The 12843-nt window shown below is 39.9% G+C and carries 13 protein-coding genes; 1 reads left to right on the top strand and 12 read right to left on the bottom strand.

Going from position 1 to position 12843, the window contains the following annotated elements:
• Positions 1-164 precede the first annotated feature (164 nt).
• From H7J92_RS13580 to H7J92_RS13570, 3 genes are all read right to left on the bottom strand, one after another.
• Positions 165-1427, bottom strand: a complete 1263-nt coding sequence (locus H7J92_RS13580) for a DUF4179 domain-containing protein (protein ID WP_221837443.1) — start codon at positions 1425-1427, stop codon at positions 165-167.
• On the bottom strand, positions 1420-1962 hold the full coding sequence (locus H7J92_RS13575) for an RNA polymerase sigma factor (RefSeq protein WP_221837440.1): 543 nt from the start codon (positions 1960-1962) through the stop codon (positions 1420-1422). The genes H7J92_RS13580 and H7J92_RS13575 overlap by 8 nt, the downstream gene beginning before the upstream one ends.
• Positions 1963-2073: 111 nt before the next feature.
• A complete protein-coding gene (locus H7J92_RS13570; protein WP_009499290.1) occupies positions 2074-3264 on the bottom strand; it encodes a DUF4317 domain-containing protein in 1191 nt (396 codons plus the stop codon).
• Positions 3265-3395: 131 nt separating this feature from the next.
• On the opposite strand from H7J92_RS13570, the gene H7J92_RS13565 reads away from it, so the two are divergent.
• A complete protein-coding gene (locus H7J92_RS13565) occupies positions 3396-3878 on the top strand; it encodes a DUF2798 domain-containing protein (RefSeq protein ID WP_009499291.1) in 483 nt (160 codons plus the stop codon).
• Between the two features lie 105 nt (positions 3879-3983).
• Here H7J92_RS13565 and H7J92_RS13560 read toward each other — a convergent pair whose 3' ends face one another.
• The 9 genes from H7J92_RS13560 to isdC all read right to left on the bottom strand — a co-directional run bounded on the left by H7J92_RS13560 (position 3984) and on the right by isdC (position 12628).
• A complete protein-coding gene (locus H7J92_RS13560; RefSeq protein ID WP_221837438.1) occupies positions 3984-4709 on the bottom strand; it encodes a 3-ketoacyl-ACP reductase in 726 nt (241 codons plus the stop codon).
• Between the two features lie 112 nt (positions 4710-4821).
• Positions 4822-5439 carry an NUDIX hydrolase gene (locus H7J92_RS13555; protein WP_009499293.1) on the bottom strand — a complete coding sequence of 206 codons (618 nt, stop codon included), beginning with the start codon at positions 5437-5439 and terminating at the stop codon, positions 4822-4824.
• 123 nt (positions 5440-5562) lie between these two features.
• Positions 5563-6339, bottom strand: a complete 777-nt coding sequence (gene srtB / locus H7J92_RS13550; RefSeq protein WP_009499294.1) for a class B sortase — start codon at positions 6337-6339, stop codon at positions 5563-5565.
• Positions 6340-6350: 11 nt separating this feature from the next.
• Positions 6351-7121, bottom strand: a complete 771-nt coding sequence (locus H7J92_RS13545; RefSeq protein ID WP_221837436.1) for an ABC transporter ATP-binding protein — start codon at positions 7119-7121, stop codon at positions 6351-6353.
• 6 nt (positions 7122-7127) lie between these two features.
• Positions 7128-8093, bottom strand: coding sequence for a FecCD family ABC transporter permease (locus H7J92_RS13540; RefSeq protein ID WP_009499296.1), 966 nt, complete (start codon positions 8091-8093; stop codon positions 7128-7130).
• A 32-nt stretch (positions 8094-8125) separates the two neighbouring features.
• Positions 8126-9013, bottom strand: a complete 888-nt coding sequence (gene isdE, locus H7J92_RS13535) for a heme ABC transporter substrate-binding protein IsdE (protein WP_078818769.1) — start codon at positions 9011-9013, stop codon at positions 8126-8128.
• A gap of 42 nt (positions 9014-9055) precedes the next feature.
• Positions 9056-10273: an NEAT domain-containing protein gene (locus H7J92_RS13530; protein ID WP_221837434.1), complete on the bottom strand. Its 1218-nt coding sequence runs from the start codon at positions 10271-10273 to the stop codon at positions 9056-9058.
• Between the two features lie 232 nt (positions 10274-10505).
• On the bottom strand, positions 10506-11942 hold the full coding sequence (locus tag H7J92_RS13525) for an NEAT domain-containing protein (protein ID WP_078818743.1): 1437 nt from the start codon (positions 11940-11942) through the stop codon (positions 10506-10508).
• A complete protein-coding gene (gene isdC, locus H7J92_RS13520; protein ID WP_245799557.1) occupies positions 11939-12628 on the bottom strand; it encodes a heme uptake protein IsdC in 690 nt (229 codons plus the stop codon). Before isdC ends, H7J92_RS13525 begins: the two co-directional genes overlap by 4 nt.
• Positions 12629-12843 lie beyond the last annotated feature (215 nt).

Below are 12843 nucleotides of genomic sequence, written 5' to 3'. Positions count from 1 at the left end.
GTCTTAGTTTGACCATACATCTACTACTATCTTTTCTATTATACCTTAAATGCAACTAGGATTAAAGAGACTTGTTTAATTGTAAGGAATTAGATAGAAAAATGTCGGAATTTCGGTGCGTTTAATAAAATTCGTGACATTTTCCTTATTTGTATCTGTTATTTTCACAGTGGAATCTTAATTATTTTATTGTACTCTTTTTCATAATGAAGGCCTTCAACCAAGAAGGCATCTGGCAGTTGATTTGTATCGAATAATAGGATTCGTTCTTTGTACTCCTTACCTTTTTCATCCGTTATATAATTCTGTCTCAATGTCGTTTGCAAAGAAACTTTATGGTCATCAATTTGCACAGCAACGTTATCCAACAGGATATTTCCATCTGTTGCTACTATAATTTCTAAGCCCTCCGATGTCACTTCTACTTTCCGGATATTTACTTCCTCACCTTCAAGATCAGCAGACATTTCTTCTCTAGAAGTTAGAATTATTGTTTCATCCACATGCTTATATCCAACAAACCTGTCTACTGCAAGTGCAAGAGAATTAAGACCTTCCGGCAAAGCATCAAAATCAATTGTAAATTTATCGCCGTTGAATGCCGATGAAACACTGCCACTTATCTGATCCATCGGCACCCCATTGACCAACAACTTCACTCCGTCAAATCCTAAGGGAATCCGATCAAAATTATCAACTTTTAATTTACCTTTGATTGTCGTTTGACTGGGCGTTGCCGTAATAGAATCAAAGCGAATACTTCCTTGATCCACTTGGACGTTCTTTTTTATAGCTTTCTTCAGTTCTGTTTGCATCGCAGCTTTTGGATCATATGGAAATGTGATCTCAAACCAGTCCTGTATGTTAGAGTCATGAAATTCTAATGTCAGCTTTTTCGCGAATGGACTCACCGGCTCGAACGTCTGCATTCCTTTTAGCTCCGTTCCTTCCTCATTCATAGAGGATGTACCGAAGCGCGAAGAAGAGTTTGTAAATAGACCAGTCAATTTCATTAACGAAATATCTTCCCCTAAGCCTTCAGGATTGCTGAGTGTATAATAAAGTACCAATTGGTTTTCATCTGTCATGAGACCTTCCAGCCTCAATTCAGTTCCATCAGTCAGCATTATTTTTCGATCAATAGACTGTCCTTTGTCCGACTCATTTAATTGGGCGAGCGTAGCAGGCATGATTTCTTCAAAACCAAGCAGTTTTTTTCCGTAATAAGCAAACGCATCATATTGATAGCCAACCACAAAGAGAATGAGCAATGCAGCCACCACGGAAACCCACTTTGGTATACGTTTTCTTTGTCGTTTCGGTATTTTCTCCAATGCCGTACGTAGCCTTTCTTCCAATTCTTTTGGGGCTGTCGTCTTTTCTAAACGTCTTTTCTCTTCCGCCAATTGCCGCTCCAGTTCACTCATCGAATCCACCCCTTGCTTGTTCACGCATTTTTTTCAATCCATTAAAGACTCTCGACTTCACTGTTCCTATAGAGGTTTGTGTCATCATTGCGATTGTTTCGTAATCTAAATCGTGAAAGTATTTTAACTCGATTGCTTCCCTTTGCTGTGCATTCACTCGCAGCAACAGATCCTGTATATCCATGCGTTGTTCTGTTTGCTCGAAAGGATTTTGGACAGCAGATGAATCAGAGTGAGATTCAATTGCTTCCCAATTGTCAATCAGCGTAACCTTATTTACTTTGCGAAGCATTTGTTTGCATTGATTCACTAAAATTGTCTTACTCCAGCTATAGAAGGCGTCGTTTTTCTCAAGTTGCTGTATGTTCCGATACAAACTAACAATCATTTCTTCCATAGCGTCCATGGCATCATGTGAATTACCCATATATTTGAGAGCCAGTCGATAATACTCATCTTGTTGCTCAGTAATTAATTGCAACAAAGCTTCTTTACTGCCTTTTTTCGCTTTTTTCACTAACCGAACGACCCTCATGTTCTCACCTCTCGCTTATAAGAGTCATCATAGCAGCAAAAAGTTCATTTTAATTAGAAAAACCGTTCTGCCAAGGTAGGCGAACGGTTTGTTTATATATAAAGATTACTTCTACTTCAACAACTCTTCCGAAATCAATTTAAATCCTTCAATGATCGTATCTTCCTCTACCTCGATTAAAATACAGCGTTTTCCATCATAATTCACTTGTTTGACGTACTTCAAATCTTGCGGACTGATCGAGATATTGGCTACTTTTGTTTCAATCTTGATCGACTTGGATGTGTAGCTCGGAACAATATGGGTTGCTTTCATTTCATACAATTCATCATCAACTACAGTTTCAAAAGCTGTCTTCACTTGTTCAGCGTCTACATAATCTACACCGCTCATCTTCAGTACGCGCTCCATCTGATGCTTGTCCAAAGCAGGTGGTTCTTCTGGTTCTTCCTCTTCTTCATCCACTTCCGTCAAGCGATGTACTGCTTCGTACACGTTGGCGAGAGTTTGCGAATCCACTTCCTCCCCCACCACTTGTTTAACGATCTCTTCAAATACGGCTTTATCATCTGCCGCCGTCATGATCTCTTCTCCATTTAATACTTCCTCAATGAAGCGGTAATCCGGCTTGTTCGCCTTACCTGCTGCATACAAAATATGATTGACGTCTGCTGCATTGTCTGTGAAGCAAGGAAATAAAAATCCGCCAATAGGAGAGGCAAGATTTATGATTGGATCAACCATCTCACTCGACTTAAATTCCCTTCCAATGAAATCAAATACAAGCGAGCGTTTCGGTAAGTCCGTCTGATTCATGCTGCAAAGAATAAAAGGAGTCGTGAACACTTCGTCTCGTGCATCGACTTCTGATTCTTCACTAGCACGCTTCGTCTTTTTGAAATACTTCCCCCGAATAAACGTAACAACAAGATCTTTTTCATATTGAACGTCCTTCACCATCTTCAATGCGAGTTGCTGCATTTCGTCTTTCCATTCATCTGCTTCTTCCGCCTGAAGACCGTCATACAAAAGTTGCTGTGCGTGGTCGGGTTGTTCTTCTGTTTGACGTTCGAATTTCACTTCAAACAATTTCATACCCAGCTTTCCACCTAATACTTTTTTGAAGTTTGTTAGAAACAATTCCTGTTGCTCGCGATCCAGCAAAGGAAATGCCTGGCTTTCCTCATGATAGATCTCACTGCTCTCTTGCCTAATATAGATATTATAAATATCCGTGATCGTCAAAAGATCTGAATCCAGCTTAAATCTTTTCCTAATGTCCGCAATATCTTTTTTATTCATCTACTTTCCAACTCCCTCGTTAATCCAACCATTAATTACCGACTGAAATAAAAGACACAAAAACGTCACTTATGTAAAAAAAATTGACCATATATAATTACACTACTCACTAAAAGAAAGGAAGTTATTATTTGCCTAGTAATAAAAAAGAAGGTATTATTTTTGGGTTGTTTATGTGTTTCGGTATGGTTTTAATTATGTCCGTTTACAACATGGCGTTACATGGATTTTCATCATTTACAGTAGGTGGTGTCGCGATCCAATTTATCATAACATTTATTGTCGCATTTATCGCGGAGTCGTTGGTTGAACCAAAAGCGCGCAAACTTGCATTTGCTCTGCCATATGATAAATCCAAAGAAAACAATTTTATTTTAGCAATTGCTATTTGTATGGTCCCTGCAATGGTTCTGATTATGTCCGTCTATGGGTTAATTTTGACAGCGTTCATGACAGGTATTGAAGGCTCTATTTTCTTAGCCTATCTTAAAATAGTTGGGCTAAACTTTATAGTCGCACTCCCGGCGCAATTACTGATCGTGGGGCCGTGCTCACGCAGGCTACTGATCAAATATATTAAACCAGCAATACCAAAACCAGAACTAAATATTTAAATGAATATCTTTCGCAGCAAAATATGCGGCATATTTTGCAATTAGCCGTTAAAAAGCTAACTACCCCATATATGGATAGTTAGCTTGTTCTTTTACGATTCCAAGTCAATAAGGATTGGTCGCGATGAAGCTTGCCGCTTTTACGTAAATCCGAGGATTCAGCTTTAATTGATTCACGATCACTTCAGCAATATCTTCAGCTTGTATTAGTTTTGAATCATCATTTTCCTTAATTAAACTTAACTCCATAGCCAAGTCAGTTGCCACCGTACTTGGAGTTAATGCAGAAACACGAATATTATTTCGACGGACTTCCTGTGCCAATGATTCAGTGAATCCAATTACTCCGAATTTAGATGCACTGTATGCACTGGATGTAGCAGCTCCATTCAACCCATTGGTCGATGAGATCGTAATGATGTCGCCGCCATTTTTTTCAATCAATTGAGGTAAGACGGCATGTGACACATAATAAGTACCCATTAAATTCACATCAATGATTTTTTTCCATTCCTCTGGTTCCATATCCAGTACCGAACCAAAAGTCGCAATACCCGCATTATTTATTAAAATATCTGCAGCACCTAAATCAGCAGTTAATGAGGCAATCGCCGCTTCCACTTGCTCTTTAGATGAAACGTCAGCCGTAGCATACGCTGCTTTCACACCAAATGTTTCAATTTCAGTAGCCACTTCTTGTAAAGTTGATTCAGTTCTTGCAAGTAAACCAACCGTTACCCCTTCTTTTGCTAACGCAATCGCAGTCGCCTTTCCAATCCCTCTAGCTGCACCTGTAATAAATGCTACTTTTCCTTTTAAAGATTGTGTCATGTGATCGTCTCCTTTTCATACTGATATCAGTCCCATTATACTGCTTGCCATGGGGTATAGCATGGATTTGAATTCATGTGAAGTTCATGAACTATCACCATACAATCTATACTCATTTGATGATCTCAATGAAGTGTTTTAAAATCCTAGCGGTTAGTCCCCAAACTGTGTATTTTCCATATTCAAAAAACCATTCTTCCATTGAATGGGCTCGCCATTGATATTGATCACCGTTCATAATCTTTTCAAAAGGAAAGGTGGACGATGGAGCTGGCTGAACGGAAACTAAATGCATATACGGCTCATAGTTCAAGAGCCATTTTACAGGAATCGTGAAGACCTCTTCCACTTCATCTTTGTTATAGCTATGAATAGTCTGATCATAATCAATGGTCGCAACAAATGGGTAGACGACAAATGAAGGAGAGGCCACATAAGGACTTAATTGCCCTATCATAGTGATCATTTTTGGATCAACACCTAACTCTTCATTTGTTTCACGTAAAGCAGCAGCCATAGGTGATGCGTCTGTGGCATCTATGCGACCGCCAGGGAAACTTATATCCCCTGGTTGTTTTCTCATCGTGAGTGAACGCACTTCAAACAGAACATGCCATTCTCCATCTAATTCAACTAACGGAATTAGCACTGCGGCACGAAAAGCGGTCTCCTCTCCAATGAATAAAGACTTATTTTCATTTAACTGTTGCTTTAAGTGATCAAGATTCATGAAGTTTTCTCACCCCGACATTTTACATCTATCGTATCATTAGAGAGTTCCCATTTAAAGAATTTCAAAAAAGCCACCCAATTTAAGCAAGGTGACTTCCTAATTTAATAAGTATATGATCTCTCATCTTTTCACGAGTTTTCCTTGTACAACGTAACGTTTGTCTTTACTGTTAACTGAATTATTGCATGTAGACAGTGTGACAATTTGATCATCTCGATTAACTTCAACAGGCATTTCAATTAATGAACGCGATTCTACTTCCTCTAAATAATGCATGAAGTCTTCATCCGTTTTAAAATTTGTCTCAATGTAATAAAAGTCAATTGTCGTTTCATACGCAGCGAACACTTCGATATCATAACCATCATAAAGTGTATCCATATAAATCACGGGATGGTCATCTGCATAACTTTGCTTACCAAACTTCTTCAAACTACCAAACATCGTATCATTTCTCATCGCATGTCCGTAAATCACTGTATTGCGGCTCATATCTGTCACATCGTTACGATAGTCCATAAACACACTGCCAGCACGGCTATATTCGCCTTTAAAATTGCGATTCAGATAAAAGTCATTATCTTCCGACTGCAATATAGGATTGTTCAGTTTTGTTCCTTCTACTGAAAGCCATCCGACAATCTGTTCGTTCACCGCATGTAACTCTTCAAATTGCGGACGCATTGTATAGCGAGATAAAATATCCTCTTTAGATGAACTCTCCGTCTCCACAGCTTCTACACTATTTTCCAACGCCGTCTCATAGATCAATTGCGTTTCCTTCAAAGAACTAGAGGCTTCAACGTATGTATAAAGATACTGCGCTAGTAAGTAACCTGAGTAAAGGAACACGGCCAAATAGACGAACGGCATCAATTTAGAAATACGTTTTCTCATTCGGAGACCCCCTAAATACCAAGTGACATCATATAGAGGCCAATCTCGTCATCTTCCTTAAAAATTGCATTGACACCATACACTTTTTTTATGACATCCTTAGTGATTACTTCCCTCGGAGGGCCTTCTGCAATAATTTGTCCATCCTTCATCATGATAATCTGATCACTATAGCGGATTGCCTGGTTAATATCATGTAATACCATCACGATCGTCAACCCATACTCTTCATTTAACGATTTCACGAGTTCCAATAATTCGATTTGATAATAAATATCTAAATAGGTGGTCGGTTCATCCAAGCAAAGGATTTCAGATTGCTGTGCTAATGCCATCGCAATCCACACTCGTTGACGCTCTCCTCCTGACAACGCCTCTAAGTCATTATGTCGTTTTTCGACTAGATTCGTAACAGATAATGCCCAATCAATTGCTTGATGATCCTCTTCCTGATTACGCTGTAGCATTGTCTTGTGAGGCAGCCGACCAAAGCTAACAAGTTTTTCAATTGTCAAGTCTTTCGGCACATCGTTTTGCTGGTAAACAATTGCAAGTTTCTTTGCAAATTCTTTTGGCTTATACATGACCAAATCGCGATTTTCTAATGAAGCGGAACCGGATTTCGGCATGTTATTTCTGGATAAGACGCTTAATAACGTTGATTTTCCACAACCATTCGGCCCAATGATTGTTGTAATTTCACCTTTTGGAATCGTTGTCGTCACACCATCCAAATGATTTGTTTTATTATCATGCGATACGATGATACTCTTCATTTCCATAGCTGGTCACTCTTTTCGCAGTAAGAATATTAAGAACGGTCCGCCGATAATCGCCATAATCGTAGAAGCAGGTATTTCTAGTGGTGATACAATCGTTCTGCCGATGGTATCAGCCAATAATATAATAAGTGCACCTAAAAGGGCTGTAAATGGAATCAATACTTTATGATCGTAGCCAACCAAACGACGTGCTATATGCGGTACGAGTAACCCTACAAACGAAATCACACCAGCTACCACAACCGAAATTGCCGCTAGTAACACTGCCACCGCCGCAATGATCAGTCGGGCACGCGTTACATGAAACCCAATGCTTTTCGCTGTTTTATCTTGCAACACCAGTAAGTTGCACCAACTATAGAGCACAAATGATAAAATCAATCCAATTGTACCGTACGTTGCAATCGTCGATACATCACTCCATGTACGCATTGTTAGATTCGAGCCAATAACACTCGAGGCTGATACATTTAGCGACCCCCCAAAGCTAATGAACGCTTCCGTTAACCCTGTAAACATAGCATTGATCGCAATTCCAACCAGAATCAACTTAAGCGGGCTCAAACCTGATCTCCATGACAAGGCAAAGACGAGAAAACAAGCGAATGCCCCTCCCATGAACGCAAATAAAGGCGTCATGAAAAAGAGCGCCGGGAAGAATGAAATAATGAATAGCTGAACAAACGCCGCGCCGGAAGATATCCCGATAATACCTGCGTCCGCCAAGGGATTGCGCATAACGGATTGTAATAAAACACCGGAAACGGAAAGAGCCGCACCTGCAAATAGCGCAACAATCATTCGTGGAAAACGCAAATCTCGAATTGCTTCCATCTGACTGTTACCCGGTTCAAATAATGCTCCTAAAAATTCAAAAAAACCCATCTTAATGCTGCCGGTAGTAGCTGAGTAAACAATGGTCACGATGAGTAACACAGCTACTACCGCATAACTTACAATTCTTTTTGTCATGGTGGTCTTCCCTTTTCACTTGAATTCATCAATTAACGATAGAAAATCTTCATTAATTCCTTTAACGCCTCAGGTGCTTTCAATGAGGCTGTCGTTCCAAAAAGCTCTTCTTCAAGATCGTATACTCTATCGTTCTTCACTGCATCAAAATGTTTCCAAACATCATTTGTTTGAAATTCCTCATTGAACATTTCCACGACTTCTTCTGGCATTCCATGTGATAGGCGCAATATGATATCAGGATTGCTGTTATGAAGATATTCTGTATTAGATGATAAGTATTCTGGATCTTGGCCTTCCATTACGTTGGTGCCGCCCGCGCGTTTTACCAAGTCCCCTGCATAAGAATTTTCAGTAGCCACTAAATAACTTCCTGGAATCCCAAGTAAAATTAGCACACTTGGTCCTTTTCTATTCGCTGCAACCGTTTCTACTGCATCAATACTTTTCTGCAAATCGGCAACCAGCTTATCGGCTTTTTCTGTCCGTTCATAGCGTTCACCGAGTGTCTGAATTTCCTGTATCATAGAATCGACACTTTGGAAGTTTAAAAAATGTGCCGGTATGTTCAATTGCTCAAAACCATCCGTCAAATCATATTCCAATGTAGAAACAGATAAAAAGTCCGTTGGGTTCAGAGACTTTACGATTTCCATATCAGGCTGCATGGCATTGCCGATCGTAGGAAGATCATTGAAACGACTGGCTAATTGCTTTTCAGACTCTGGCACGGCAATTGCATCAATATCTAATTTATCAAGAATTTCTGCAATCACGACAGTCCCCGCTATGATTCGTTGATCATTCGTTTCTTCAGCTTCATTCTCAACAGGCGAGCTTGCTGCTTCCGTTTCTTTACTGGTATCGCTGCCACTGCACCCGGCTACAACGGATAATGCCATAATCGCTACGAAGAGCATGAAATTTCTCCATTTTTTTTGCACGTTGTGATCCTCCACTCATTACTCATTAACCATTTCTTTTTTTCCATTCTTAATACGACGAATCAGCAAGATCCCCGATAGGATACAGACGAAGAAAAGAAGACCGACCTTTAATAAATTGAAGGGTATGACTTGTTCATCTGGCTTATAGGCGATTTGATCCCCCTTCACCTCTTCTTCTGCCACCTGTCTGACTGGTAGTTTCTCATCTTTCTTCAGTTCATCCAAAGTACGGTCAAATAGTAATTGCTCTTCTACAGGAACTTCTTTAGGTGTTGCGACAGTTGGACTCGACTGCTTCTCCTTACGAGATGGCCGTGTTGACTCAGGTGATTGTACAGGCCTTCTCACAAGAGGTATCTTTGTCTCATTCGACGTAACCAGTTCAGGTATATCCACTTTGGTTTCAAATTTCATTGCTTGCTTTTCATCGAACTGTAACTGTGTAAAGTAGCTAGACGAATACATTAATTGAGGAATTTCCACTTCAGCCCAAAGCCGGATTTTCTTGCGGAAATCTTCCACTTCAAACTCAATAATACGTGTGTTGTCACTCTGTGAGATGACTTTCGGCTCTACCATTTTTCCTTGACGCTCTACCGTCAGAACTTTGATCCAAGATGATTGGATGATCTCCATCTGTGCATAAAAGCTGTCATCTTTTTCAATTATTTTCATGACAGGGTTTACATATGTCTGCATGACGGAGAGTTCTTCTTTGCCGTCTTTTAATAGCGTGTAATTGATAAGGTCACGGCTTTGTTGACTGTCACTTATTGATGGTTCTTCTCTTTCGAGGAATGAATCAAAGTTAATTACCATTTCCTGAGAAAACACTCTCGGCTTTTCATCTGCCGATAATTTTACTGTCCCTTCGAGCACGATCTTCTGTTTTACATCTTTCATATCAAACTGAACTAAATTTTCAGATCTATCCAGTAGGGAGTTAATTGTGGTTTCCTGCTGTTTTGCAGTTATGGAATTGATGATGCCGCCTTCAAACCTTATTGGAACCGACAATGCATATCGACCTTCATGGATGATTAACGTAGCGTGCTTGCTGAATAACTCTCCCAGTTCCACCGCTTCAAGTGCTAGAAAATTTAGTTCAACTTGATACACGCCATTCTTAAATTTTGTTGGTTCATCTGCTGTTACGACAGATTCTCCAAAATGAAAAGGAAGCAGCGCAGAGATGATTGATGTAAGCAAAGCTATATAGATTATTCTTCTCATTTCCAACGGTCGCTCCCTTTAATTGAAAAACAATTATGCCTCGGCGTAATTGCGTCCAGATTTTGAATTGTGCTTAGACCTACAGGATGTAGGTCATGCAGGTGTTGCCACAGGATGTGGCGATCTTAGCCTACATACTTCTATTATTCAGCGTGCTGCTGAATAAAGATAAAACGACAGGAACTTCCTCCCGCTGAGTAGAACAGCGAAAGGAAGTACATGTTAAAACTTATTATTTCTCCATAAATTCAAGTGAACCATTTAAGATCTTAGCCATTTGTGTACGTTTCAATGGGCTGCCTGGATTGATAACTGTCTTACCGTCCGTCGTTTTAGAGCCTGTCATTATATCTCCCGCATACAGAAGAGCGAAAGCCTTTTTCGTCTCTGGATCTGTTATAAGAGCTCTGTCCGCATAATAGGATAGACTTGTATCTCCGTAGCTCATTTCTTTTCCTGCAGCGTAATTTACGGCACGATAAAGCATCAATGCGCCTTGCTGGCGAGTCAATGTGTTATTCGGATTGAACTTGTCACCTTTTTTGACGATTCCTGCTTCGGCCAGCGCGTTGATTGCACCTACGCGTTCTTTGTCTGTAATGTTAGCGATATCCTTAAATCCTGCAGATTGAGTTGAGTTCAAGTCCAACGCACGTGCTACCATTAATGCAAATTGGGAACGTGTAATGTTGTTACGAGGGTTAAATTGATCTGCACCTTTAACAATTCCCTTTTCATAAAGAGCTAGAATCGCAGCTTTATTTCCATCCTTGTCAATATCTTTAAAAGGATTCGCACTTGGAGTTGGATTTACAACTGGCTTGTCGCTTGGTTTTACACCATCCAAGCCAATCTGAACTTTGTGATTTGAATCATATTTAACGCCTGCTTCGTCTACGATAACGTGAAGCTCTGCATCAACTAATTTTGTAAGATCAGCCACGTTAAATGTGTATGTGCGCTCATCTGTTGACTTGTCTTCGGTAGCAATCGCTATTTTTTTGCCATCGATTTTGAATTCTTGAATATAGTGACCTTTCGGAAATGTTACTGTTACTTCATTGCCATTTGTTACTTTCTTAACGCTTGCTGTAGGTGACATGTAATTCTTCATGATCGATTCTTCACTCGTACCATCTTTGAACACTTGCACTGCTACATTCTTAACTGCCTCTGCTTCTTCTTTAGCAACCTGTGCTTTGAAATCGAAGTCATACCAATGATCCATATTGGCAGCAGCTACAACTACATGGATTTTACCTGGGTAAACGGTATCCGTTGCCATTGGGAAACTGTATGTAATCGTCCCGTCTGCATTTTTTACTTCTGTTGCATCAACATATGTTTCGCCCTGTTTTGTCTGAAGTCCTGCAATCATTGGTGCAGATTTGGCCGGGATTGTTAATTGAGCTTCATATTCACCGTCTTTTTCAATTAGCTTTCCTTGAGGGACGATGTGACCGCTAATTGCGGGCTGTGGCTCGTTAGTTCCTGGTTTGTATACATGAAAATCTATTACCTGATCCGTTGCAACTGTAGCTGCAATAGTAGTCGCAGCCTTGTCACTTGTTCCAATATTTGCAGACGCCGCTGTTGGAATGGAGAGTGATGCTGCGAGTAATGATGCAAGGACCACTTTCGTTGCGCGTGATGATTGTTTTTTCGTCATGATTGTTCCCCCTGTTTTCTTTTAAATTTAGTTCTATAAAGTAAAAATGCAGAACCTGCTAACGCAAAGATTAATAGGTATGGCGCTGAGTCACTAGTCTGTGGGTTTGCCACTTGTCCTTCAGTTGTTGGCTTTTTAGTTGTTGTGGCGTTTGTGGTTACTTTCTTATCTTCAGTTGTTTTAGTTTCATTCGTAGCTGGCGGAGTGACCGGAGCAGCATCCTCCATCGCATCGAAAACTATTGATACTGTGTATTCATGATGGTAATTAATATCTTCAATATCAACTTTCATCGCCGTTTTAATAGGTTGTGACAAGTCACTTACTGTAAATTGAACAACACGTGTGTCGGCTTCTTTATCTTCACTGACTATAGTCGCCCCGCCCGGCGGTTCGAACTTTGTAATCCACTCACTGTTTTTCAGTGTGATTTGCACGGTGGCAGTTCCATTTTTAGTCGTTACTTTCGCCGGTTTTACGAAATAATCATTGGCGATTGAAGCAGAGTTACTATCCGGCTGATTCACTTGATATTCGAGTGAATGTGTACCATCCGCAACCTGTGCTGAAGCTTTTGGCAAGGCAACAGTAAACAGTAAAAAACTTGTAAGTAAAACAAAAATAAATCCTTTTTTCACTTGTTGTAAATCTCCTTTCAATAAATCATTGTAAAAAATAACTGACACTAGGGAAGCCCCAACAACTGGGCAAAATTCCACATCTAAATTATCGCACAAATGGTAGAAAGTACGAATGATAAACTATACTTTTCTACCGTTTCTCATGGCATTTGTGTGACAATTGAAGATTCATATTCAATTGAGCCAACAAATGAGAACTATTATCATTTAATATATCCTGTTATTGTATCAATGTCAAACCTTTCTAAAAAGACTTAACT

Source organism: Sporosarcina aquimarina (assembly GCF_019748715.1).
Taxonomy (GTDB): domain Bacteria; phylum Bacillota; class Bacilli; order Bacillales_A; family Planococcaceae; genus Sporosarcina; species Sporosarcina newyorkensis.
This window is presented reverse-complemented; position numbering and strand designations above follow the sequence as displayed.

Excerpts from the sequence above, each read along its gene's own strand:
- H7J92_RS13580 (WP_221837443.1), bottom strand. The coding sequence starts at position 1,427 with ATGAGTGAACTGGAGCGGCAATTGGCGGAAGAGAAAAGACGTTTAGAA.
- H7J92_RS13575 (WP_221837440.1), bottom strand. The coding sequence starts at position 1,962 with ATGAGGGTCGTTCGGTTAGTGAAAAAAGCGAAAAAAGGCAGTAAAGAA.
- H7J92_RS13570 (WP_009499290.1), bottom strand. The coding sequence starts at position 3,264 with ATGAATAAAAAAGATATTGCGGACATTAGGAAAAGATTTAAGCTGGAT.
- H7J92_RS13560 (WP_221837438.1), bottom strand. The coding sequence starts at position 4,709 with ATGACACAATCTTTAAAAGGAAAAGTAGCATTTATTACAGGTGCAGCT.
- H7J92_RS13555 (WP_009499293.1), bottom strand. The coding sequence starts at position 5,439 with ATGAATCTTGATCACTTAAAGCAACAGTTAAATGAAAATAAGTCTTTA.
- srtB (WP_009499294.1), bottom strand. The coding sequence starts at position 6,339 with ATGAGAAAACGTATTTCTAAATTGATGCCGTTCGTCTATTTGGCCGTG.
- H7J92_RS13545 (WP_221837436.1), bottom strand. The coding sequence starts at position 7,121 with ATGGAAATGAAGAGTATCATCGTATCGCATGATAATAAAACAAATCAT.
- H7J92_RS13540 (WP_009499296.1), bottom strand. The coding sequence starts at position 8,093 with ATGACAAAAAGAATTGTAAGTTATGCGGTAGTAGCTGTGTTACTCATC.
- isdE (WP_078818769.1), bottom strand. The coding sequence starts at position 9,013 with ATGCTCTTCGTAGCGATTATGGCATTATCCGTTGTAGCCGGGTGCAGT.
- H7J92_RS13530 (WP_221837434.1), bottom strand. The coding sequence starts at position 10,273 with ATGAGAAGAATAATCTATATAGCTTTGCTTACATCAATCATCTCTGCG.
- H7J92_RS13525 (WP_078818743.1), bottom strand. The coding sequence starts at position 11,942 with ATGACGAAAAAACAATCATCACGCGCAACGAAAGTGGTCCTTGCATCA.